The sequence below is a fragment of the Ruegeria sp. AK4 genome (genome assembly GCF_056541025.1).
Map to the genome: position 1 here is coordinate 41780 of NZ_JBQFXS010000010.1, position 23291 is coordinate 65070.

Here is a 23291-nt window from a genome sequence, read left to right on the forward strand (position 1 = left end):
CCTGAATCTCTCGGGCCGGGGGTTCACACAAGCCCTGGAATTTGCTGAAATCCAAGCAAATTCCTTTTTCGAGTACCGGAGATTGATCGATGAAACTGCATATTCCCCTGTTGGCCGCAGCAGCCTTTGCCGCACTGGCGATTGCCCAACCCGGCCCGGTTGCCGCCAAGGAAGAAACCAAATCCGTCTTCGTAATGAGCCGCACCTGGGCGGTGACTCAGGTCTCGGACGCGCCGGTGATCTACCGCGCCACGCGCGACAACAATAACCTCAACCCGTTCGGCCCGCCGCCGCGCCTGCGCACCATTCAGGCCATTGCCGCGATTCAGGCCGCGACGGGGTGCAAGCCGATCGTGCCCAGCATGTATCAGAACATCTCGGGCCAGTTCTTCTCGCAGGTCAGTTGCCCTTGAAATTGGTACAATACTCTCGTTGAGATCGCCTGATCCGCCTGCCATAGGTTGCGCATGAAACTCGCGATCAACGGATTCGGCCGCATCGGCCGCACGATTCTGCGGCAGGTGCTGGCCTTGCCGCACGGGTCGGATATCGAGCTTGTGCTGATCAATGACATCGCACCGCTGGAAACCTGCGCCTATCTGTTCAAATACGACAGCACCTTTGGCCCCTATCCCGGTCACGTGACCGAAGGCGACGGCGCGCTGATTGTGGATGGTCACGCGATTGCGATGACGCACAGCGTCGATCTGGCGCAGGTCGATCTGTCGGGCGTGGACGTGGTGCTGGATTGCACCGGGGTCGCCCGCAGCTCGGACGTTGCGCGCCGGGGGCTGTCTGCCGGGGCAAGCAAAGTGCTGATCTCGGGGCCCTCACCCGCTGCCGAAGTGACGATCGTGATGGGGGCGAACGAGGATCAGCTGGGCGGTGCCCGCATCGTCTCGAACGCCTCCTGCACCACCAACGGGCTGGCACCGCTGGTCAAACTGCTGGATGAGATCGGAGGCATTGCCTCGGGGCATATGACCACCATTCACTGCTACACGAACAGCCAGCCGATGGTCGATGCCCCGCGCGGCGACCTTGCGCGGTCTCGTGCGGGGGCGCTGTCGATGGTGCCCACGACCTCCAGCGCGACCCATCTGATCGACGTGGTCCTGCCGCATCTGGCAGGACGTATCTCGGGTGCCGCCGTGCGTGTTCCGACGGCCAGTGTTTCTGCGGTTGATCTTGTGGTGACGCTGGAGCGCGGTCAAAGCGCCGACGCCTTCGACCTCGCCCTGCGTCAGGAGGTCGATGCCTCGCCCGTTCTGGGCTGGACGGACCTTCCGCTTGTGTCTTCAGACCTGCGGTCCCGGCCGGAATCGCTGGTTATCGCAGGCCCGGAAACCCGGATGATCGGCGAAAACCAGATCCGCGTCTTCGGTTGGTACGACAATGAATGGGGTTTCTCGGCCCGCATGCTCGACGTCGCCCGCCTGATGGCCGAGGGTTGATCTGGCGGGAGCGCTCTGGTTCAGCTTTCGACCACCTCGAACGGCTCTTCGAACCAGAACTCCTCCAGATTCGCTCCGTCACCTATCCGGTCGACCACGGCAAACAGGCCGGGCCCGTGCAGCGGGGTCAAAACCCCATGCCATGTGCCGCGATGATAGTTCACTACCTGCCCCGGCGTTGTGACAAAGGCGCGGGGCTGGCCGGGTTGGCCGCCGTTGTCCGGGGCGACGACCACAAGGAACGGCTGGTGGGTCATCGGGATAAAGGCCTGACTGCCCTCGGGGTGCCGCTCGACCATGTCCAGCCGATACGGCAGGCCGCGCGGATTGGCGTCGAACAGGCTGATCCCGGCGCGCCCGTCGGCAAAGTCCACCAGTGCCCGGTCATGGTACCGCCCGCATTGACCCTGATTGATGATCTTGTCCGGCGCGCCGGAAACCTCAATCACATCACCAAAAGGCGCGAAGGCGGCGGCTGTCAGCGGTTCGATCACGATCCGACGGCTCATGACGGCAACAAGTCCCTCAGGCGGAATTCGGCGATCCGTTCGACCTGTCGGCACGCTTCGGCAAACTCGGTGTCGCGGTCCTGTTCGATCCGGCGCTGGAACGCCTGCAGGATCGAGGCCTTGTCGTGATCGCGCACGGCGATGATGAAGGGAAAGCCGAACTTATCCGTATAGCGCCGGTTCAGATCGGAGAACGAACCACGCTCCGCATCCGTCAGCGCATCCAGCCCGGCCGAGGCCTGCTCGGACGTGCTTTCCTGCGTCAGCCGCTTGGCCTGCGCCAGCTTGCCGGCAAGATCGGGGTGGGCGGTCAGGACGCCTAGACGTTCCTGGTCCGAGGCCGACCGGAACATGCGCGTCAGCGCATTGTGCAATCCGCCTGCTGTGTCATGGGCGGGGCCAAGTTCCAGATCAAAGGCCCGCTCGGCGATCCAGGCGGAATGTTCGAATATGCCGCCATAGGCCGCAACGAATTCCTCCCGCGCCATGCGCGACGGTTTCGGGGCCGACACGGGCGGATGGGTCTGCGCCCAATGTTCGGCGATTTGCAGCCGTGTCGCGAACCACACATCCGAGAAGCCCCGCGCGTAGTCCAGAAACCGCTTCAAAGCCATCACCCGCCCCGGACGCCCGATCAGGCGGCAGTGCAGACCGATCGAGAGCATCTTGGGCACCCCCGCCTCACCCTCGGCGTAGAGCGCATCAAAACTGTCCTTAAGGTACGAAAAGAACTGATCGCCCGAGTTGAACCCCTGCGGCGTGGCAAAGCGCATGTCGTTGCAGTCCAGTGTGTACGGCACGATCAACTGATCCCGCCCGCCGGTCTGCATCCAGTAGGGCAGATCGTCGGCATAGGTGTCGGCCACATAGGCAAAGCCGCCTTCTTCCGCCACCAGCCTCACGGTGTTTTCCGAACAGCGCCCGGTGTACCAACCGCGCGGACGGTCGCCGACGACCTCAGTGTGCAGACGGATGGCCTCGGCGATCTGGGCGCGTTCTTCGTCCTCGGGCATGTCCTTGTGTTCGATCCACTTCAGCCCGTGGCTGGCGATCTCCCACCCGGCGGCTTGCATGGCGGCGACCTGATCGGGGGACCGGGCCAGCGCCGTCGCAACACCATAGACGGTAATCGGCAGGTCCTGCATCAAACGGTGCAACCGCCAGAACCCGGCCCGCGCGCCGTATTCATAGATCGATTCCATGTTCCAGTGGCGCTGCCCCGGCCACGATGCGACCCCGACAATCTCGGACAGAAACGCCTCGGACGCGTCATCGCCGTGCAAAACGCAATTCTCGCCGCCCTCTTCGTAGTTCAGCACGATCTGCACGGCCAGCTTCGCCCCGCCTGGCCACTGGGCCTCTGGCGGGTTGGCACCATATCCGATCATGTCGCGGGGGTAACGAGGGGGCTGCATGGCGTCTTCCATATTTGGGCGTTTCGACAGGCTTAGCCCAGAAATCGGTCCGGGATTATCAAATCAATCCGAACGCTGTTTCCGGTTCTTTCGGCATTTCCACCGTTTTGAAGTTTGTTCCACACTGTGACAAACCGAAAGGCAAATCAAAGGAGATCGCCGTGGCTGGTTATCTGACGACCCATGTTCTGGACACGGCACGCGGTTGCCCGGCCGAGGGGCTACGCATTGTTCTATACAGGCTGAATGGTGAAGGGCGTGAGAAACTCGCCGAAATGCAGACCAATTCCGACGGGCGCACCGATGGCCCGATCCTGCCGCAGGACGCGTTCGAAACCGGAGCTTACGAGTTGATCTTCCATGCCGGTGACTACCTGCGCGCGACCGGTCAGGCAGGCGACGACCCTCTGTTTCTGGACGAGGTTCCGATCCGGTTCGGCCTGTCGGATGCCTCGGCGCACTACCATGTGCCGCTGTTGCTGTCGCCTTACGGCTATTCGACCTATCGCGGTAGCTGACCGTCACAGTTCTGAACTGCGCACCACCCCGCTGATCCGTTCGATCATGAAATCCATGAACAGGCGTGCCTTGGGGTCCTGATGGCGGCGGTGGGTGTACAGGCAGGCCATCTGTACCGACACCGGCGGCGTGTCCGGGGCAACCGGAACCAGACGCCCCGCTTTCAGGTGATCCGCGACCTCAAACACCGGCTTCATCGCGATGCCCTGCCCTGACAGCGCCCAATCCGTCAGCACATCGCCATCATCGCATTCAAACCGCCCCGAGACCGCGAACCTCTTGGGGCCCTCCGGCGTTTCCAGCATCCATTGAAACTCGGTCGCGCCGGGATAGCGCAGGTTCAGACATTCATGCTTGTCCGAGATCAGTTCGGCCCCGGTCTGCGGCATGCCCCGCCGTTTCACATAATCCGGGGCGGCGCACAGCACGCGCTGGCAATCAGCGATCTTGCGGATGCGCAGGGTGCTGTCCTCGGGCTGACCGATGAAAAACGCCAGATCCAACCCCTCGGTCGTCAGGTCCACAGACCGGTCCGTCAGGCGCAGGCGCACGTCGATCTCGGGGTATTCCGCCAGAAAATCAGGCACATGCGGCGCAAGCAGCCGCCGCCCCACCCCCAGCGGGGCGGCCACGAACAGCGAGCCCCGCGGCGCTTCGGTCAGGTGGGTCACCTGCGCCTCGGCGTCGTCCACCGCATCCAGAACCGCCACCGCGCCGGGATAGAACGCCTTGCCTTGTTCCGTCGGGGACAGGTTGCGGGTGGTGCGCTGGAACAGGCGCACGCCCAGATGATCCTCAAGCTGCGAAATCCGTGCCGAGGTCACGGCGGGCGATATGCGCAGGTCCCGGCCCGCAGCGGACATGCTGCCCAGATCGTAGACGCGGACGAAGGTGCGGATGTTGTCGAGATAGGACATCTTATCGTTTTTTTTGATACAGTTTGACAATATACGGGAATACCGAAGAAAAGCCCGTTTGCCTAGTGTGGCGGCAACGCAATCGGAGACCTCTGAAATGTACGACTTCGCCGTGTTCTGGGACTGGATGGCTTTTGCCGTGCGCTGGCTGCACGTGATCACCGCCATCGCCTGGATCGGATCCTCATTCTACTTCATCGCGCTGGACCTTGGCCTGAACCGCGACATCCCCGGCCCGGCAGATGGCGAGGAATGGCAGGTGCATGGCGGCGGCTTTTATCACATCCAGAAATACCTCGTCGCGCCCGAGCGGATGCCCGAACACCTGACCTGGTTCAAATGGGAAAGTTACGCCACCTGGCTGAGCGGCGCGGCGCTTTTGATGATCGTCTATTGGGTTGGCGGAGAGCTTTATCTGATCGACGCGCAAAAGGCCGATCTGGCGCTGTGGCAGGGGATTTTGATTTCAGCCGCCTCGCTGACCGTCGGCTGGCTGGTCTATGATTTCCTGTGCAAGTCCGGGTTGGGCGAGCGTCCCACACTGCTGATGGTGCTGCTGTTTGCGTTGCTGGTGGTGATGGGCTGGGGGTACAACCAGATTTTCACCGGCCGCGCGATGATGCTGCATTTGGGCGCGTTTACCGCCACGATCATGACGGCGAATGTGTTCTTCATCATCATGCCGAACCAGCGCATCGTGGTCGATGATCTGAAGAACGGCCGCACACCCGATCCGAAATACGGCAAGATCGCCAAGCTGCGATCGACCCACAACAACTACCTGACGCTGCCGGTCGTGTTCCTGATGCTGTCAAACCACTATCCGCTGGCGTTTGCCACGCAGTATAACTGGATCATCGCCGCGCTGGTGTTCCTGATGGGCGTCACCATCCGGCACTATTTCAACACCCGCCACGCTCGCGCGGGCAATCCCACCTGGACATGGCTGGCCACCGCCCTGCTGTTCATCGCCATCATGTGGCTGTCCACCGCACCCATGTACAAACCGCTGGAAGAGGCCGAGGCGCAGCCGCTGACGTCTTACGAGGAACGTTTCGCCTCGGCCGCCGGGTTTGAAGAGGCGCATGATATCGTGCTGGGCCGCTGTTCAATGTGCCACGCGCGCGAACCGGTTTGGGAGGGCATCCTTTGGGCCCCCAAAGGCGTGTTGCTGGAAACCGAGGCCGATATCGCCCGCAATGCGGAACAGATCTATCTGCAGTCAGGTGTCACCCATGCGATGCCGCCCGCCAATGTGACCTATATGGAACCCGAAGACCGCGACGCGATCATCCGTTGGGTGCGCAACGCCGGGCTTTAACACGACTATTCCCCGCAATTTGGCGGGCCGCGTGTTAATTTTCTTTCCCCGAAAGGATTCAGATGCTCTAACTGGAAATCAAACAGCCGCACAACAATGCGGCAAAAGTGATTTCGACTAGGGGCAGTTGGAGCCATCTGATGCAGGGGAACAAGCCGCAGGGCAGTCTTGGGCGCTGGCTTATGGGCGCACTGGCGGCTTTGATACCGACGTCTGTCGCGGCGCTGGAAACCACCCTGTCCATCCCCGGCGCCTCCAAGGAACTGGTTGAACGGATCGAGGAAACATCCTCGGTCACAACCGCCGAATCCCGTGGGCTGGACACGCCGCTGGAAATTCTGTCCGGGGCGCTGTCGGATTACCGCACCATCGTTCAGATCCTGTATGACGAAGGGTATTTCAGCCCCGTCGTTAGCATCAAACTGGACGGGCGCGAGGCCGCTGACCTGAGTTCACTCAGCGTACCCGCGCAAATCAATCGCGCCGTCATCACGGTTGAAACCGGCCCGACGTTCAGGTTCGGCGAGGCCGTCGTGCAGCCCCTGGCCCCCGATACCGTCCTGCCCGAGGAGTTTGCGACAGGCAAGCTGGCAACCACCGGGGCCATTCAACAGGCGGCGTCCGCTGGCGTGCAGGGCTGGCGGGATGCCGGTCACGCCAAGGCCGAAGTGGCCGGTCAGACCGTCATTGCCCGACACGCGCAAAGGCGTCTGGACGCCGAGGTCGATCTGGCCCCGGGCAGGCGGCTGACCTTTGGCAAGATGTTCATCAAGGGCGACACCGATGTGCGCCACCGCTCGATTGAAAAGATCGCCGGCTTCCCCAGCGGCGAGGTGTATTCGCCCGCCGAGATTCAAAAGGTCGGCACGCGTTTGCGGCGGACCGGCACGTTCAACGTGGTCTCGATTCAGGAACGCGAAACGCCCAATCCCGACGGCACGCTGGATTTCGATGCCACATTCGAAGACCTGCCCAAACGCCGCCTGACCTTCGGGGTGGAACTGGCATCGCGCGCTGGTGTCGATGTGACCGCCACATGGACCCATCGCAACATGTTCCGGCGCGCCGAGAGGCTGCGGTTTGAGGCGGCGCTGCGCAATATCGGCGGGTCCGAACCGCTGGACGGGCGACTGGGCCTGCGTTTGGATCAGCCCGATCGTCTGGGCCCGGACGACAACACGTTCTGGAGCGCCCTGCTGGAACAGCGCAACACTGACAACTACAATGTCACGGTGGCGTCGCTGTCCTACGGTGCGCGGCGCACATTCTCGGACCGGCTCTATGCCGAGGCGTCAGCAGGTTTCCAACTGTCGGATGCGGATGATGCTTTTGGCGACGGGCGGAAGTTCCGGTATTTCATCCTGCCCTTCCGTTCGGAATGGGACCTGCGCGATAGCAGGGTCAGCGCCACGCGGGGGTACTATCTGGATTCGCAGGTCATGCCGTTTGTCGGGCTATCCGGCACCGACACCGGCATTCGCCTGTTCTTTGACGGGCGTGCCTATACCAGCCTCAGAACCAATGGGCGCATCGTGCTCGCGGGGCGGGTGCAGCTGGGCTCGGTCCTCGGCCCTTCGCTGGACGGGGTCACGCCGGACTTTCTGTTTTTCTCGGGCGGTGCGGGCACGGTCAGGGGCCAGCCGTTTGAAAGCCTCGGCATCCCGGTCGGCACCGGTGTTGCGGGCGGCAAATCGTTTCTGGGCCTGTCGGGCGAGGTGCGCGGCAAGGTTACTGAAACCCTGTCTTTGGTCGGGTTTTACGACTACGGTGTGGTCGATACGTCTTCGTTCATCGGCAGCGGCGCGCGCGATCACGCGGGTGCCGGGCTTGGGGTCAGATATGACCTTGGCGGGTTCGGACCGCTGCGCTTTGATCTGGCCTGGCCGGTTTCGGGCACGACCGGCAACGGTTTGCAATTCTATATCGGGATCGGGCAGGCATTTTGATACGGCGTCTTTCATATCCTCTGCTGATCGGCACCCTGACCTGCGCCCCACTTGCGGTTCAGGCGCAAGAGGATGGCGGCGGCAGCATGATCGAACGCTTCCTGCAGGACACGCTGTCGGGTGACGACCAGAACGTGACGGTCCGGGGCCTGCAAGGGGCGCTCAGTTCCCGCGCCACGATTCAGGAGATTACGGTTTCCGATGACGAAGGCGTCTGGCTGACCATCAAGGATGCCGAGCTGGACTGGAACCGTCTGGCCCTGATCCGGGGCCGGTTTTCCGTCAACGCGCTGACCGCGCAGGAAATCGATGTCGCCCGCGCTCCGGGAACAACCACCAAGGACACGCCACCACCTTCGGCGGAAACCACGCCGTTTCAGTTGCCGGAACTGCCGGTATCCATCGAAATCGGCGAGATCCGGATCGATGAGCTGTCACTGGGCGAGCCGCTGATCGGCGTCGCGGCTGATCTTGCCGTCAACGGCAACCTGTCGCTGGCAGATGGAACGCTGGACACCAATCTTGACATCACCCGGCTGGACCGCGCCGGGGATGAGATCAAACTGGCCGCAGGCTTCCAGAATTCCAACAGCCAGATCGATCTGGATTTGCAGGTGATCGAGGCATCGGGCGGGCTGATCTCGACCGCGCTGAAGATACCGGACAGCCCGCCGATCGGGCTGACGGCCAAAGGGTCCGGCCCCGTCACCGATTTCACCGCCGACATTGGCCTGAGCAGCGACAACCAGGTGCGCGTCAACGGTCAGGTGCGGTTGCGCGCGGCCCCGACCGCGGCGGCAAGCGCCGAGGACGGGATTGCCTTTACCGCCGATCTGGGCGGCGACCTGACGCCCTTTGTCGCCGAGAACATGGACACGTTCTTTGGCACCCAGACCCGCCTGTTCGTGGACGGGCTGACCAAGCCGGACGGTGCGCTGGACATCAGCGATCTGGAACTGACAACCGAGGCGCTGAACCTGAAGGGTGAACTGCAGCTGGCCACTGGCGGCACCCTGCAACTTGCTGCCCTGCAAGGGCGCATTACTCCGCCCGAAGGGACCTCGGTCGTGTTGCCGGTCTCGGGCGGCGAGACGTCGATTGAGGCGGCACAGCTATCGGCGCTGTTCGACCGGAAGAACGGCAATCTTTGGGACCTGAGCCTGACGGCAAACGCGTTCAAATCGCCCCAGATCAGTCTGGACCGGGCGCAGATCACGGCGCAAGGCACGCTGGAACAGGGGGATATCCTGAAAGTCGATGGTGATCTGCAAGCCGCGCTTGACGGGATCGACATGACCGACGCGGCGCTGAACACGGCGCTTGGCGACCGGATCACGCTGGACGGCCTGTTCGATTATGGCAGCGACGAATCCCTGAACCTGTCGGGGTTCGAACTGGTCGGCTCGGATTACGCGCTTGGTGTCGACGCGCTGATCAGCGGCCTGACCAGCGGGTTGCAGGTGGACGGTTCCGCCCTGCTCGAGGCCTCGGACCTGTCGCGCTTCTCGGATCTGGCACAGCTCGATCTGGGCGGGAACGCCACGGTCCGGGTCGAGGGCAACGGCTCGCCGCTTGAGGGCAGTTTCGACGGCAAACTAGTTGTCGAGGGCAATGATCTGTCCACAGGGCGCGACGATATCGACCCGGTGATCAAGGGCGAAACAACGGTCACGGTCGATGCCAAACGCGGCGAAGACGGCCTGACGCTGCGGGATTTCTCGGTGATCAACAACGCGTTGCGCGCGCAGGCGAGCGGCACGGTGACAACGCCCGACGGGAATGTCTCGATCGACGGTCAGGCCAGCGTGGATGCGCGCGATCTGTCGGTCTTTTCCGGTCTGGCCAAGCGCGATCTGGGCGGGTCGGTGCAGGCGAAGCTGGACGGCAAGGGTACCATTCAGACGCTGGAGTTTGACGGCACGGCGAGCGTTTCCGGGCGCAGCATCAGGACCGGTATATCCGACATTGACCCGCTGCTGACCGGCCAGACTTCGGTCGAGTTTGACGGGGCTATCAGTCAGGATCAGATCGTCATTCGCGAGGCCAAGGTGAACGGGAACGCGCTGACGGCGCAGGTCGCCGCCACCATCGACGACCCGACCGGCGAACTGGCAGTGGACGGTCAGGCACAGGTGAACGCGCCGGACCTGTCGCTGTTCTCGGGGCTGGCCGGGCGTGATCTTGCGGGATCGGTTCAGGCCGATCTGCAGGGCCAGGGGGCCATGGGCAGCAAGTATTTCGACCTGCAGGGCAACGTGGCGGCGGATGACATTCAGACCGGCATCGAGCTGGCTGATAAGCTGATTCAGGGGCGCACGACCCTGAACGTGGATGCGGTGAATGACGATCAGGGTCTGAATATCCGCACCTTCTCGCTGAAAGGCTCGGCCCTGTCGGCAAACGCGTCGGGGCAGTTGGACAGGGAGTCCGGCGGGCTTAATTTCTCGGCCGCACTTGACGATCTGGGGCGGTTGTCAAACACCCTGTCCGGCCCGCTGTCGCTGGACGGCAATGTGGCCCCCACCGGATCGGGGCTTGAGGGCAACGCGCGGCTGCAAGGGCCTGACAGTTCCTATGCCAGCCTTGTGGGAACGGTGGACAGGAACGGTTCGGCAGATGTGGATTTCGACGCCAAGTTCAACCGGATCGAACGGTTCGCGCCCGATTTTCCCGGCAATATTTCCGCCACCGGCAGCGCGCAACGGGATAACGGTGTCTGGACCATCGACGCCAAGGCCGAAGGACCGGCCGAGATCAACAGTAACGTGAAGGGCACGTTCGACGAAACCTCGGGCCAGGCGGACCTGACGGCGCAGGGCGGGATCAATATCGGCATCGCCAATATCTTCATCTCGCCCAACAAGATCGACGGCACCGCCCAGTTCAACCTTGCCCTGAAAGGCAATCCGGCGCTGGATTCCTTAAGCGGATCGATCACGACCTCGGGCACCTCGCTGGCCATTCCGACCGCGGGCCAGACCATCACCGGCATTGGCGGGTCGGTCGATCTTGCGCAAAGCCGCGCCACAATCTCGCTGAATGGCAGCATGCGCGCGGGCGGAGGCTTTACGGTCAGCGGGCCGGTGGACCTGACACCGCCTTTCAACGCGCAGATCACGACCGCGCTCAACAATCTGGTGCTGACCGACCAGTTGCTGTACGAAACCACGCTGAACGGCCAGATTTCCATGACCGGAGCTTTGGCCGGGAACAGCGCGCTTTCGGGTCAGATCAATTTTGGCGAGACCAACATCAACCTCGCCGCCGCCTCGGGCGCGGTGGGCGCGGCCCCGATCCCCGAGATTCAACATGTGAATGAAAGCCGCGCCAGCTATGTCACCCGAGAACGCGCGCAGCTTGTGGTGTCAGAGAGCGAAACGAAAGGCGATTCCCGGATTTCGCTGGATATCAGCCTGCTGGCCCCCAAGGCCGTGTTTGTAAACGGGCGCGGTGTGAACGCGGAACTGGGGGGGCGTCTGTTCATCGGCGGCACCACGGCATCGGTTGTCCCCTCGGGCCAGATCGAACTGATCCGGGGCAACTTCGACATTCTGGGCCGCCGTCTGGCGCTGACAAAGGGCATTGTCACCCTGCAGGGCGACCTGACGCCCTATATCGAGTTCGAATCCTCGGCCAGCACCTCGGACGGGACGGCGACTATCGAAATTGCCGGGCCGCTGGATTCGCCCGAAGTTAACGTGTTCTCGGACCCCGAACGCCCTGCGGAAGAGGCCCTTGCCATGCTTCTGTTCGGAAACCGGTTTTCCGAACTTTCGCCGTTTGTGATCGCGCAGATGGCGGCATCATTGGCGCAGCTCAGCGGTGCGGGCGGGGATGCCACCAGGGGGCTGCGCAAGTCCACCGGGCTCGACACCGTCGATATCGGCGCGACCGAGGGCGGGGCCGGTCGTCTGGGCGCAGGCGCGTATCTGAGCGACAATCTGTACACGGATTTCACCGTCAACACCGAGGGCGATACCGAGGTGAATCTGAACCTGGATGTCACCGACAATTTCACCGTGCGCGGTACCGTCGATGGGCGCGGAGAAACCGGGATCGGCGTGTTCTTCGAACGGGACTATTAACCGGCGAAAAACTGATCTCTGCCAGCACCTGCCGGCTGGCCTTGCCGGGCCGCTGGCCCCAGTGACTTGGGCTGTTTGGCCATCCCAAACAGTTATCCAAATGGGCCTGCGCGCGCGCCAAACGAAGCGCCCCCCAAACCGCTTCACGGATCGTCGAATATGGCAACCGCCCGGACAAACCCGGCCGAGGCCCCTTTGATCTTGAACGGAAAGCACGAGATTTCGAAACCCGTGGGCGGCAGGTCTTCGAGGTTGGTCAGTTTCTCGATATGGCAATAGCCGATGTCCATCGAGGCGCGGTGCCCCTCCCAGATAATCGACGGGTCCTGTGTCGCGGCATAGGCCTGCGCTGTCAGTGGGAAGGGGGCGTCCCAACTCCAGGCATCGGTGCCGGTGACGCGTACCCCGCGTCCGGTCAGATAAAGCGTCGCCTCGCGCCCGATTCCGCAGCCTTTCATCAGGTAATCGGGCTTGCCGTAATGGGTTTCGGCCGCGGTGTTGACGACGACGATATCCAGCGGTTGCAGGTCGTGCCCGATGCGCTTCAGTTCGGCTTCGACATCAGCGGCGGTGGCGACATAGCCATCTTCGAAATGCCGGAAGTCCAGCTTCACGCCGGGGTTCATGCACCACTCAAGCGGCACCTCATCAATGGTGATCGCCCGCTCGCCGCTGTTCATGGTCGAGTGATGATGGTAGGGCGCATCCAGATGGGTGCCGTTATGCGTGGCGATCTGCAGGCGTTCGATGGCCCAGCCTTCACCGCCCGGCAGGTCCTCTTTCTGCAACCCCGGAAAGAAGGCCATGACCTGTTCCGCCGTCTGATCATGGGTCATGTATTCGATCTCGGGCAGCATGATCGGCGGGTCGGATACGATGCCGGTTTCCAGCGGAACGGACAGATCGACAAAACGGCGGGGCATGTTTTCCTCCCGGGAGCTGCCGCTACAGGGTTGGCCGCGCGCAATACGCTGTCAAGATACGAAACAGGCGACCCGGTCGGGGTCGCCTGTATTGGCTTGGTGCGTGGTGGCGGATTATTCCGCCGCGATGGCGTCTTCGATCTTTTCCACGCGAATGGCCGAGAACTTGAACTCGGGGATTTTGCCATAGGGGTCGATGGCCGGGTTGGTCAGGATATTCGCCGCCGCTTCGACATAGGCGAAGGGGATGAACACCATATCCTCGGCAATTGCCCGGTCGGCGCGCACCATGATCTCGATCGAACCGCGACGGGTGGTCAGGCGGATTGTCTCGCCCGGTTCGATGCCCATCAGTTTCAAAGTCCGGGGGTTCATCGAGCAATTCGCTTCCGGCTCCACCGCATCCAGAACGCTGGCCCGGCGGGTCATCGATCCGGTGTGCCAATGTTCCAATTGGCGTCCGGTGGTGGCGATCATCGGATATTCGTCGTCCGGGGCCTCATCCGGCGGAATGACGCTGGCCGGGGTGAACCGGGCGCGGCCATCGGCGCGCGGGAAGCCATCGCCGAACACAATCGCCTGCCCCGGATCGGTCTCGGACAGAGATGGATACGTGATGGTCTCGGTCTCCAACCGTTCCCACGTGATGTTATCCAGCGACGCCATAGTCAGCTTCATCTCGGCAAAGACCTGCGACACATCCGTGTAGTCCCAATTCAGCCCGATGCGCTGCGCCAGTTCGACGGTGATTGCCCAATCCTCGCGCGCTTCACCCGGAGGGGTCACCGCGGGCCGCACCCGCTGCACCTGCCGGTTGGTGTTCGACACGGTGCCGTTCTTCTCATACAGCGCCGAGGCGGGCAGGATGATGTCAGCATAATTCGCCGTCTCGGTCAGGAAGATATCCTGCACGATCACCAGTTCCAGCTTGGCCAGCGCCTCGCGCGCGTGGCCGACATCCGGGTCGGACATGGCCGGGTTTTCACCCTGAATGTACATGCCCTTGATATTGCCCGCATAGGCCTGATCGATGATCTCGGTCACGGTCAGGCCCTTCTCGTTCGAGAAGTCGTCCGAGTTCCAGACCTCGTTGAACTTGGCGCGTATGCCATCATCGGTGACTGACTGGTAGTCCGGCAGGAACATCGGGATCAGACCCGCATCCGAGGCCCCCTGCACGTTATTCTGCCCCCGCAGCGGGTGCAGACCCGCGCCGGGCTTGCCGACATTGCCGGTCATCAGGGCGAGGCTGATCAGGCAGCGCGAGTTATCGGTGCCGTGGATATGCTGGCTGACGCCCATGCCCCAGAAGATCAGACCGGCCTTGGCCTGCGCAAAGGTGCGTGCCACACGGCGCAGCTGATCGGGTTCGATGCCGCAGATCGGGGCCATCGCCTCGGGCGTGAACTGGCGCAGATGCTCTTTCTCGGCCTCCCAGTTCTCGGTCCAGCGGTGGATGTACTGGCTGTCATAGAGTTCTTCTTCGACGATCACGTTCATGATCGCGTTGAGCATCGAGACATCTGCACCGGGGCGGAATTGCAGCATTTCATCCGCAAATTTGCGCATCCCAACACCGCGCGGGTCCATCACGATCAGCTTGCCGCCGCGTTTGGTGAACTGCTTGAAATAGGTCGCAGCCACCGGGTGGTTCTCGATCGGGTTGGCCCCGATGATGATCGCCACATCCGCGTTTTCGATCTCGTTGAAGGTCGCGGTCACAGCACCCGAGCCGACGTTTTCGATCAGCGCAGCAACCGACGACGCATGGCACAAGCGCGTGCAGTGGTCGACATTGTTGTGCTTAAAGCCCTGACGAATGAATTTCTGGAACAGGTAGGCTTCTTCGTTGGTGCACTTGGCCGAGCCGAAGCCCGCAACGCTGCGCGGGTCTTCGTCACGCAGGGCTTGCAGCTTGCTGGCGGCCAGATCCATCGCCTCGTCCCATGTCGCTTCGCGGAAATGGGTCGACAGGTTGCCCGGATCGACGTTCAGGCCCTTGGCAGGCGCATCCTCGCGCCGGATCAGCGGCTTGGTCAGGCGATGCGGGTGGTGAATGTAATCGAACCCGAACCGGCCTTTGACACAGAGGCGGCCTTCGTTGGCGGGGCCGTTGATGCCCTCGACATATTTCACCTTGCCGTCCTTGACCTTCAGAGAGACCTTGCAGCCCACGCCGCAGAACGGGCAGACGCTTTCGGTCTCGGAATCGTAATCCTTGCTGTCGCCAAGTTGCTGATCATCCAGCACAGTGGCGGGCATCAGGGCACCGGTCGGGCAGGCCTGAACGCATTCGCCACAGGCCACGCAGGTCGAGGCACCCATCGGGTCGTTCTGGTCGAATACCACCTGAGCCGTGTGGCCGCGACCGGCCATGCCGATCACGTCGTTGACCTGCACGTCGCGGCAGGCGCGAACGCAGAGGTTGCAGTTGATGCAGGCGTCCAGATTGACGCGCATTGCAACGTGGCTGTCATCCAGCAGAGGGATTTTCTCGGGCTCTTTCGCCGGGAAACGGCTGTCGCTGACATTGTTCAGCTTGGCCATGTCCCAGAAATGGCTCGAGGCATCATGCGGCTGTTCCGGCTGATCGGCGACCAGAAGTTCCATCACCATGGCGCGCGACTTCTCGGCCCGCTCGCTGTCGGTTTTCACCACCATACCGTCGGAGGCCGGACGGATGCACGAGGCGACCAGAGTGCGTTCGCCCTCTACCTCGACCATACAGGCGCGGCAGTTGCCGTCGGGTTTGTAGCCCGGCTGCGGCTTGTGGCACAGGTGCGGGATGGTGAACCCCTGCCCTTTGGCGGCTTCCCAGATGGTCCAGCCTTCGGGCACGGTGACGTCTTCGCCGTTCAGGTTGAAGGTGACGGTCTTGTTTGGGCTTGCGTCAAGCATGGCTCTGTCTCCCCTCAGATTTCGTCAGCGAAATGTTTCATGACCAGACGGATCGGGTTCGGGGCCGCCTGCCCCAGACCGCAGATCGAGGCATCGCCCATGACCTGACACAGATCTTCCAGCAGGTCCTGATCCCACTTGTCGGCCTGCATCAGCTTGACCGCCTTTTCGCAGCCCGCCCGGCAGGGGGTGCACTGGCCGCAGCTTTCATCCTCGAAGAACCGCAGCATGTTCAGCGCCGCATCGCGGGCAGTGTCCTGATCGGACAGAACCACCACGGCGGCAGAGCCGATGAAGGTGCCATGCGGTTGCAGCGTGTCGAAATCCAGCGGGATGTCGTCCATCGACGCTGGCAACAGGCCCGAGGACGGACCGCCCGGCTGGTACGCCTTGAAGGTCTGACCTTCAGCCATGCCTCCGGCGGCCTCGATCACGTCCAGAATGGTCGATCCGGCAGGCAGCAGGTGGACACCCGGCTTTGCCACCCGGCCCGAGACCGAATAGCTGCGCAGGCCTTTACGGCCATTCTTTACGGTGCTGTTCAGGCATTCCGGCCCCTCACGGCACACTTTCGTGACCCAATAGAGCGTCTCGACATTGTGCACGAGCGTCGGATGGTTAAAGACCCCAACCTGCGCCACGAACGGAGGACGATGACGCGGCAGGCCTTTCTTGCCTTCGATCGACTCGATCATCGCGGATTCTTCGCCGCAGATGTAAGCACCGGCCCCCCGGCGCAGGTCGATATAGCCGGATTCAACGATCCCGGCCTGTTCCAGCGCCGCTATCTCACGCCGCAGAATTTCCAGCACCGCCGGGTATTCATCGCGCATATAGATAAAGCAGGTTTCCGCCTCGACCGCCCATGCGGCGATCAACATGCCCTCAAGGAAAACGTGCGGCGTGCGTTCCAGATAGTAGCGGTCCTTGAACGTACCGGGTTCGCCCTCATCGCCGTTGACGGCCAGATAGCGGGGTCCTTCGTTCATCCGCACAAAGCCCCATTTCTTGCCCGATGGGAAGCCAGCACCACCCAGGCCGCGCAGGCCCGAGGACAGGACGTCTTCCTGCACTTTCTCCCAGTCACTGCCCTCGCGCAGCTCTTTCAGCTTGGCGTAGCCGCCATTCGCCTCATAGGCGGTAAAGGCTTCGTAATCGGGCAGATGCGCGTAGGTGTCACCGGCGGCAATCGCGACCTGCACCTTTTCGGGGGTCGCATGGTCGATATGGTTGTGGCCGATCTCCAAAACCGGCGCCGTATCGCAGCGACCCATACAGGGCGCGCGCAGCACCCGGACCCGCGAGGCGTCCAGACCATCCTCCAGCGCCTTCTGCAACTGCTGGGCACCTGCCATCTCGCAGGACAGGGAATCGCAGACGCGGATCGTCAGCGCGGGCGGCGGCGCCTCATCCTCTTTCACGACGTCGAAATGGGCGTAGAAGGTGGCGGTCTCGTAAATCTCGGCCTGACCGATCCGCATCTCGACCGCCAGGGCGGCGATGTGGTCGGCGCTGATATGGCCGTGTGCGTCCTGAATCAAATGAAGGAATTCGATCAGCAGATCGCGGCGGCGCGGGCGGTCGCCCAGCAGGCGTGCGATTTCGGCCTGCGCCTCATCCGTGAACTGCCGGCCCTTGGGCGTGTGCCGCCCCTTGCCTTTACCTGACTTCCAGACGCCCTTGGGTGCGCCCGATGGCTTGGTATCTAATGGTGCCATGATGCCCTCCGATTGAGGTTCGGTCTCTCATCAGACCAGCATATCGTCAAATCGCTTGTCGCAATCGCACGATAACGACAGCTTATCACCGCAAAGACGTCACCACCGCACGCAAAGCTTCGACCGTGGGCAGTTCGGGGTCACGTGCAAGCGTCGCCAGACAAATCGGTTTGCTGACAATCGGATCAACCAACGGCAGCACCTTTGTGCCCTTAAGATCGCCCAGCGCCCGGACCAGAACGCGGGGGACAACAGTCGCCGCCAACCCCTCGCGCGCCATGACCATCGAGGCGGTAAAGCCGCTGGTTTCCGCAACCACATGCGGATGCAGGCCCTGTTCGGCGAAAATCCGTTCAAGGATGCGCCGGTTCTGCATCTGCGGCTCAAGCAGGCTGATCGGAAAATCGGCAACCCGCGCCCAGGGGATCGGGCCGGCTTCCTTGGTCATGTGGGACGGGATCAGCAGCACATAGGTTTCCTCGTACAATGGCTGGACCTGCCGCAGATCAGTGCCGATGCTGTCACCATATGTGATACCCGCGTCCAGACTGCCCTCATCCAGCCGATGCTGAATGGCGGTCGCAGACATGGTTTCAATGCGCGTCACGATGCGCGGATGCGCCTGTTGCAACCGTTTGATCAGCCGACCGGTGAAAGCAATCGCCGTCGGGATCACGCCGAGGATCAGGGTCCCCGTAATCTCACCCTTCGAGGCAAGCACCTGCTGCTCCAGCGCCTTGGTGTCGTCAAGGATACGCCGCGCGCGCTGAACGATCATCTCACCCTCTTCGGTCAGGCCCTGAAACCGGTTGGCCCGGCGGACGATGGATACACCCAACCGGTCTTCGAGGTTGCGGATGCGCATCGAGAAGGCAGGCTGCGAAATCCCGCATTCCTCGGCCGCCTTGGCAAAATGACGATGCCGCGCGAGGGCGCTGAGCAGTTGGAGGTCGCGGATTTCGATCATGCCTCGGTTTCTTTTTTCAGTCAGAAGCGCAGAGTAGCGCGTTTACAGCCCTGTGAAAGCTCTTGTTGCACCTGCGCGCGCCGAAAAATCGCAATTTCCCCAGTCGAAGCGAACACGTTATCCTACCCGAAGTGGTCATGATGCAAGGAGGAGGTCAATGGCTAGAAAGTACATCAGCTTGGTACCGCGCTTTTGGGCAGTGGCGATTTTCCTGACCTTTGCCTCAGGAGGAGATGCGATGGCACAACAGACCGACAATTCCGCAGCAAAAAACCTGTCCCGGCAGGCCGTTGAAATGTGGGCAGCAGAGTCCTCAATTGACGAGTCAATATTCGCCGAAGGGTATCAAAACCACCAAGCGCCCTTGGCGACCGGAGGCACCGGGAGAATCGATTTAGCCACTTGGGCCAGCATAGTCGCGGAAAATCACAAAGCCTTTCCCGACCTGAAAGTCGAAATTTTTGCACAGATCGCCGAAGGCGACCGCGTATCCACCCATTGGCGTTTCTATGGGACACAGAAGGGGACTTACCTGGGCCAGCCTGCCACTGGCGATACAGTCAACTGGACCGGCGTTCAGATCGATCGCATCGCCGCTGGAAAGATTGCGGAAAGCTGGGTTGTCTGGGACTACTTCACACTACGGCACGAGTTGGGTCTTGGGGGCTAGCGCCAAAGCTTTGTTAACCCGGGCGCACGTAATGCTCAGGTATTAAACAAAAAGTGCATCACATCGCCATCCTTGACGATGTAGCCCTTGCCCTCGGCCCGCATCTTGCCGGCTTCTTTCGCGCCCTGCTCGCCATTGGCGGTGATGTAGTCGTCATAGGCGATGGTTTCGGCGCGGATGAAGCCTTTTTCGAAATCCCCGTGGATCACACCGGCGGCCTGCGGCGCGGCGGTGCCGGTGCGGATCGTCCAGGCACGGGCCTCTTTCGGGCCGACGGTGAAATAGGTTTCAAGCTTCAGCAGGTCGTAACCGGCGCGGATGAGGCGGTCGAGGCCGGGTTCTTCCAGCCCCATCTCCTCAAGGAACATCTGGGCTTCGTCGTCTTCCAGCAGGCTGATCTCTTCTTCGATCTTGGCGCTGATGATGACGTGGGCATTGCCCTGCGCGGCGGCCATCTCGGCGACTTTGGCCGAGTATTCGTTGCCGTCGGCGGCCTCTTCCTCGGATACGTTGCAGACATAGAGCACCGGCTTGGTGGTCAGCAGCTGCAGCATCTTCCACGCTTTCGCATCCTCGTCGGACACTTCGACCAGACGCGCGGGTTTGCCGTTTTCCAGCATCACCTGCGCCTCGGCCAGCAGACGGTCCTGTTGCGCGGCCTCCTTGTCGTTGCCCTTCAGCTTGCGCACCAGATTGGCGCGGCGCTTTTCGATGCTTTCCAGATCGGCCAGCATCAGCTCGGTTTCGATGGTGTCGGCATCGGCCACCGGGTCGACGCGGCCATCCACATGGGTCACATCGCCATCTTCGAAGCAGCGCAGCACATGGGCAATCGCGTCGGTCTCGCGGATATTGGCCAGAAACTGGTTGCCCAGACCTTCGCCCTTGGAGGCACCTTTCACCAGACCGGCAATATCCACAAAGGTCATGCGTGTCGGGATAGTCTGTTTGGACGCAGCAATCGCCGCCAGCTTGTCCAGCCGGTCGTCAGGAACAGCCACATCGCCCACATTCGGTTCGATGGTGCAGAACGGGAAATTTGCCGCCTGCGCGGCTGCGGTCTTGGTCAGCGCATTGAACAGGGTCGACTTGCCCACATTCGGCAGACCCACGATTCCCATTTTAAAGCCCATTGCGGCCTCCTGAAGCGATACGACGGCGTCTTCTATGCACGTCGGGGAAAATGCGCAACCCGGCCTGCCAAAATGCCCGAGTCGCTTTTGCAACATCACAGCACCGTTATGACATTTGCACTTGCGTGAGTTGTGATTGCTGCTCAAAGCTTACCAAGTAACAAGTGCCGCTTATGCAACGACAAAGAAGTCCTATGAAATCACTGTTTGTTTCCGTCGCCCTTTTCCTTGCAGCAACATCCGTACAGGCTCAGTCCGTCATATTTGGCGCAGGCTATGCGGATTTTTCCAACGGCAATGGCGACGACGAGGCGATATTTTCGCTGGAATACCAACACCGCCCCTTCTACGAGGCAACTCGTTTCAACGCGACATGGGGCGCAGCGCTGACCGTGGATGCCGCTGGAGACACTCATATCGGCGCGGGCTTGATCGGCATCTATTCCTTTTCGGATCGCTGGTTCGCCGAGCTCAGTTTTATGCCGGGCTACTACAATGCCGCAAATGACGACAACGATCTGGGCGGCAATTTCCAGATCCGCAGCCTTCTGGGCGTCGGCTACACGCTGGACAGCGGTAACAGCATCTCGCTGGCCCTTACCCATAAATCCAACGCCAGCACCGAAAGCTTCAACCCGGGTGTGAACTCGCTGTTCCTGCGGTATCACTACGGGTTCTGAGGCAATCTGACCCTGCGGGATTGATTTCCGGTCAAAGTTTCTGCACATCAGGTTCAAACCTGACTGCAAGGACATCCGATGACCCGTATCGACGCCAAATTCGCAGCCCTGAAAGCCGAAGGCAAAAAGGCCTTTGTCGCCTATGTGATGGCCGGTGATCCCGACTATGAAACCTCGCTCGAGGTTGTCAAAGGCCTGCCGGGCGCGGGCGTGGATGTGATCGAACTGGGCCTGCCCTTCACCGATCCGATGGCGGACGGCCCGACAATCCAGCTGGCCGGGCAGCGGGCCCTGGATGGGGGCATGACCCTGCAGCGCGCACTCGATCTGGCCCGCGCCTTTCGCGAGACCGACGACACCACGCCGATTGTTCTGATGGGCTATTTCAACCCGATTTACAGCCGCGGGGTCGATCAGTTTCTTGACGACGCCAAGGCCGCTGGCATCGACGGGCTGATCGTGGTCGACCTGCCGCCCGAAGAAGACGCGGAACTCTGCCTGCCTGCTCAGGCCGCCGGTCTGAACTTCATCCGACTGGCCACACCGACCACGGATGACAACCGCCTGCCGCGCGTGCTGCAAAATACCTCGGGCTTCGTGTACTACGTCTCGATCACCGGGATCACCGGAGCCGCCGAGGCGCAGGCCACAAATGTCGGCCCCGAGGTTGCCCGGATCAAAGCCAAGACCGACCTGCCGGTCATCGTGGGCTTCGGCATCAACACGCCCGAGAAATCGCGGGCCATCGCCAGCGTCGCGGACGGGTCGGTCGTGGGATCGGCCATCGTCAGCCAGATCGGCGCGGGCAAACCGGTGGCCGAGGTTCTGGATTTCGTCAAAACGCTCGCCGACGGGGCGCATTCGGCCTGAACCGGAAAGGCTGAGGATGCCCGTCATCACCACCATCGAAGACCTCCGGCAGATATATGAACGCCGCGTGCCGCGGATGTTCTATGACTACGCGGAAAGCGGCAGCTGGACCGAGCAGACGTTCCGCGAAAACAGTTCGGACTTCGAGAAAATCCGCCTGCGCCAGCGGGTTGCCGTGGACATGTCGGGGCGGTCGACCGCGTCGCAGATGATCGGCGAAGATGTCTCAATGCCCGTGGCGCTTGCCCCTGTCGGCCTGACCGGCATGCAGCACGCGGATGGTGAGATGAAGGCCGCGAAGGCGGCCGAGGATTTTGGCGTGCCTTTCACGCTGTCCACCATGTCGATCAACTCGATCGAGGATGTGGCGGACCACACCGAAAGACCCTTCTGGTTTCAGCTCTACACCATGAAGGACGCAGATTATGTCAGCCGCCTGATCCAACGTGCCAAGGATGCGAACTGCTCGGCCCTAGTGATCACGCTGGACCTGCAAATCCTGGGTCAACGCCACAAGGACCTGAAAAACGGCCTGTCCGCCCCGCCCAAACTGACGCCCAGGACCATCGCGAACCTGATGACCAAATGGGCCTGGGGCATCGAGATGCTGCGGGCGCAGCGGCGCGAATTCGGAAACATCGTCGGCCATGTCGATGGCATTTCGGATGCCTCATCTCTGGGGGCCTGGACTGCCGAACAGTTCGATCCCAGACTCGACTGGAACAAGGTCGGAAAGCTGATGGAGGAATGGGGCGGCAAGGTGATCCTGAAAGGTATTCTTGACGCCGAAGACGCCAAAATGGCCGTCAAACTGGGCGCGGACGCCATCGTTGTGTCAAACCACGGCGGGCGGCAGCTGGACGGGGCGCTCAGTTCGATCCGCATGCTGCCCGAGATCATGGATGCGGTTGGCGGCGATATTGAAGTGCACCTCGACAGCGGAATTCGCTCGGGACAGGACGTTCTCAAAGCCTTGGCGCTGGGGGCCAAAGGCACCTATATCGGGCGCGCCTTTGTCTATGGACTGGGCGCGATGGGGCAGAAGGGCGTGACCACCGCGCTGGATGTTATTCAAAAAGAACTGGATACCACGATGGCCCTGTGCGGTGAACGCTCGGTTGGCGATCTGGGTCGCCACAACCTGCTGGTGCCCAAAGATTTCGGCGGTCGCTGGCAAGACTGACAATCTGGATTGGGGGCGCTGCCCCCGCCGCCCTGCGGGCGACTCCCCCGGGATATTTTTGGCCAGATGAAGCAGGGGATCCT

Annotated in this window: 18 protein-coding genes; 10 read left to right on the forward strand and 8 right to left on the reverse strand. The window is 61.8% G+C overall.

The annotated features are described in order from the left end of the window. Positions 1-89: 89 nt before the first annotated feature. Entirely contained in the window at positions 90-413 is a 324-nt protein-coding gene (locus tag ACR0EZ_RS17050; RefSeq protein ID WP_480615328.1) for a hypothetical protein, read from the forward strand. Between the two features lie 54 nt (positions 414-467). After that, positions 468-1454, forward strand: coding sequence for a type I glyceraldehyde-3-phosphate dehydrogenase (locus ACR0EZ_RS17055; RefSeq protein ID WP_480615330.1), 987 nt, complete (start codon positions 468-470; stop codon positions 1452-1454). Positions 1455-1474: 20 nt separating this feature from the next. Here the strand turns inward: ACR0EZ_RS17055 and ACR0EZ_RS17060 are convergent, their stop codons facing one another. Together ACR0EZ_RS17060 and puuE are read right to left on the reverse strand one after the other, a co-directional pair. Then, positions 1475-1963, reverse strand: a complete 489-nt coding sequence (locus tag ACR0EZ_RS17060; protein ID WP_480615331.1) for an ureidoglycolate lyase — start codon at positions 1961-1963, stop codon at positions 1475-1477. Further along, positions 1960-3378: an allantoinase PuuE gene (puuE, locus tag ACR0EZ_RS17065; RefSeq protein ID WP_480615333.1), complete on the reverse strand. Its 1419-nt coding sequence runs from the start codon at positions 3376-3378 to the stop codon at positions 1960-1962. Before puuE ends, ACR0EZ_RS17060 begins: the two co-directional genes overlap by 4 nt. Positions 3379-3539: 161 nt before the next feature. On the opposite strand from puuE, the gene uraH reads away from it, so the two are divergent. Further along, positions 3540-3896 carry a hydroxyisourate hydrolase gene (uraH, locus tag ACR0EZ_RS17070; protein WP_480615334.1) on the forward strand — a complete coding sequence of 119 codons (357 nt, stop codon included), beginning with the start codon at positions 3540-3542 and terminating at the stop codon, positions 3894-3896. A gap of 3 nt (positions 3897-3899) precedes the next feature. Here the strand turns inward: uraH and ACR0EZ_RS17075 are convergent, their stop codons facing one another. Beyond that, positions 3900-4814, reverse strand: coding sequence for a LysR family transcriptional regulator (locus ACR0EZ_RS17075; protein ID WP_480615336.1), 915 nt, complete (start codon positions 4812-4814; stop codon positions 3900-3902). A gap of 97 nt (positions 4815-4911) precedes the next feature. Here ACR0EZ_RS17075 and ACR0EZ_RS17080 point away from each other — a divergent pair, with 97 nt between their 5' ends. The 3 genes from ACR0EZ_RS17080 to ACR0EZ_RS17090 all read left to right on the forward strand — a co-directional run bounded on the left by ACR0EZ_RS17080 (position 4912) and on the right by ACR0EZ_RS17090 (position 12166). Then, the gene (locus ACR0EZ_RS17080) at positions 4912-6135 is read left to right on the forward strand and encodes a urate hydroxylase PuuD (protein WP_480615338.1); all 1224 of its coding nucleotides are present in this window, start codon (positions 4912-4914) and stop codon (positions 6133-6135) included. Positions 6136-6275: 140 nt separating this feature from the next. Further along, a complete protein-coding gene (locus tag ACR0EZ_RS17085) occupies positions 6276-8081 on the forward strand; it encodes an autotransporter assembly complex protein TamA (protein WP_480615340.1) in 1806 nt (601 codons plus the stop codon). Then, the gene (locus ACR0EZ_RS17090; RefSeq protein ID WP_480615342.1) at positions 8078-12166 is read left to right on the forward strand and encodes a translocation/assembly module TamB domain-containing protein; all 4089 of its coding nucleotides are present in this window, start codon (positions 8078-8080) and stop codon (positions 12164-12166) included. Before ACR0EZ_RS17085 ends, ACR0EZ_RS17090 begins: the two co-directional genes overlap by 4 nt. Positions 12167-12309: 143 nt before the next feature. Here the strand turns inward: ACR0EZ_RS17090 and ACR0EZ_RS17095 are convergent, their stop codons facing one another. The 4 genes from ACR0EZ_RS17095 to ACR0EZ_RS17110 form a co-directional block, all read right to left on the reverse strand. Then, positions 12310-13089 (reverse strand): cyclase family protein, encoded by a 780-nt coding sequence (locus tag ACR0EZ_RS17095; RefSeq protein WP_480615344.1) that lies wholly within the window; start codon positions 13087-13089, stop codon positions 12310-12312. A 114-nt stretch (positions 13090-13203) separates the two neighbouring features. After that, on the reverse strand, positions 13204-15987 hold the full coding sequence (fdhF, locus tag ACR0EZ_RS17100; protein ID WP_480615345.1) for a formate dehydrogenase subunit alpha: 2784 nt from the start codon (positions 15985-15987) through the stop codon (positions 13204-13206). A 14-nt stretch (positions 15988-16001) separates the two neighbouring features. Continuing rightward, positions 16002-17705, reverse strand: a complete 1704-nt coding sequence (locus tag ACR0EZ_RS17105) for an NAD(P)H-dependent oxidoreductase subunit E (protein ID WP_480615347.1) — start codon at positions 17703-17705, stop codon at positions 16002-16004. 85 nt (positions 17706-17790) lie between these two features. Then, positions 17791-18672, reverse strand: coding sequence for a LysR family transcriptional regulator (locus ACR0EZ_RS17110; RefSeq protein WP_480615349.1), 882 nt, complete (start codon positions 18670-18672; stop codon positions 17791-17793). A 157-nt stretch (positions 18673-18829) separates the two neighbouring features. Here ACR0EZ_RS17110 and ACR0EZ_RS17115 point away from each other — a divergent pair, with 157 nt between their 5' ends. Next, positions 18830-19342, forward strand: a complete 513-nt coding sequence (locus ACR0EZ_RS17115; RefSeq protein ID WP_480615351.1) for an ester cyclase — start codon at positions 18830-18832, stop codon at positions 19340-19342. 35 nt (positions 19343-19377) lie between these two features. Here ACR0EZ_RS17115 and ychF read toward each other — a convergent pair whose 3' ends face one another. Next, on the reverse strand, positions 19378-20475 hold the full coding sequence (ychF, locus tag ACR0EZ_RS17120) for a redox-regulated ATPase YchF (RefSeq protein WP_480615353.1): 1098 nt from the start codon (positions 20473-20475) through the stop codon (positions 19378-19380). Between the two features lie 194 nt (positions 20476-20669). Here ychF and ACR0EZ_RS17125 point away from each other — a divergent pair, with 194 nt between their 5' ends. The 3 genes from ACR0EZ_RS17125 (at position 20670) to ACR0EZ_RS17135 (ending at position 23208) form a co-directional block, all read left to right on the forward strand. Beyond that, positions 20670-21155 (forward strand): acyloxyacyl hydrolase, encoded by a 486-nt coding sequence (locus ACR0EZ_RS17125; protein WP_480615355.1) that lies wholly within the window; start codon positions 20670-20672, stop codon positions 21153-21155. 78 nt (positions 21156-21233) lie between these two features. Continuing rightward, a complete protein-coding gene (trpA, locus tag ACR0EZ_RS17130; RefSeq protein WP_480615357.1) occupies positions 21234-22025 on the forward strand; it encodes a tryptophan synthase subunit alpha in 792 nt (263 codons plus the stop codon). Between the two features lie 16 nt (positions 22026-22041). After that, the gene (locus ACR0EZ_RS17135) at positions 22042-23208 is read left to right on the forward strand and encodes an alpha-hydroxy acid oxidase (RefSeq protein WP_480615359.1); all 1167 of its coding nucleotides are present in this window, start codon (positions 22042-22044) and stop codon (positions 23206-23208) included. The last annotated feature ends 83 nt before the right edge of the window (positions 23209-23291 follow it).

Bases quoted from the DNA above. Each gene is read 5' to 3' on its own strand.
- ACR0EZ_RS17050 (WP_480615328.1), top strand. From the start codon at position 90: ATGAAACTGCATATTCCCCTGTTGGCCGCAGCAGCCTTTGCCGCACTG.
- ACR0EZ_RS17055 (WP_480615330.1), top strand. From the start codon at position 468: ATGAAACTCGCGATCAACGGATTCGGCCGCATCGGCCGCACGATTCTG.
- ACR0EZ_RS17060 (WP_480615331.1), bottom strand. From the start codon at position 1,963: ATGAGCCGTCGGATCGTGATCGAACCGCTGACAGCCGCCGCCTTCGCG.
- puuE (WP_480615333.1), bottom strand. From the start codon at position 3,378: ATGCAGCCCCCTCGTTACCCCCGCGACATGATCGGATATGGTGCCAAC.
- ACR0EZ_RS17075 (WP_480615336.1), bottom strand. From the start codon at position 4,814: ATGTCCTATCTCGACAACATCCGCACCTTCGTCCGCGTCTACGATCTG.
- ACR0EZ_RS17080 (WP_480615338.1), top strand. From the start codon at position 4,912: ATGTACGACTTCGCCGTGTTCTGGGACTGGATGGCTTTTGCCGTGCGC.
- ACR0EZ_RS17085 (WP_480615340.1), top strand. From the start codon at position 6,276: ATGCAGGGGAACAAGCCGCAGGGCAGTCTTGGGCGCTGGCTTATGGGC.
- ACR0EZ_RS17095 (WP_480615344.1), bottom strand. From the start codon at position 13,089: ATGCCCCGCCGTTTTGTCGATCTGTCCGTTCCGCTGGAAACCGGCATC.
- fdhF (WP_480615345.1), bottom strand. From the start codon at position 15,987: ATGCTTGACGCAAGCCCAAACAAGACCGTCACCTTCAACCTGAACGGC.
- ACR0EZ_RS17105 (WP_480615347.1), bottom strand. From the start codon at position 17,705: ATGGCACCATTAGATACCAAGCCATCGGGCGCACCCAAGGGCGTCTGG.
- ACR0EZ_RS17110 (WP_480615349.1), bottom strand. From the start codon at position 18,672: ATGATCGAAATCCGCGACCTCCAACTGCTCAGCGCCCTCGCGCGGCAT.
- ACR0EZ_RS17115 (WP_480615351.1), top strand. From the start codon at position 18,830: ATGGCTAGAAAGTACATCAGCTTGGTACCGCGCTTTTGGGCAGTGGCG.
- ychF (WP_480615353.1), bottom strand. From the start codon at position 20,475: ATGGGCTTTAAAATGGGAATCGTGGGTCTGCCGAATGTGGGCAAGTCG.
- ACR0EZ_RS17125 (WP_480615355.1), top strand. From the start codon at position 20,670: ATGAAATCACTGTTTGTTTCCGTCGCCCTTTTCCTTGCAGCAACATCC.
- trpA (WP_480615357.1), top strand. From the start codon at position 21,234: ATGACCCGTATCGACGCCAAATTCGCAGCCCTGAAAGCCGAAGGCAAA.
- ACR0EZ_RS17135 (WP_480615359.1), top strand. From the start codon at position 22,042: ATGCCCGTCATCACCACCATCGAAGACCTCCGGCAGATATATGAACGC.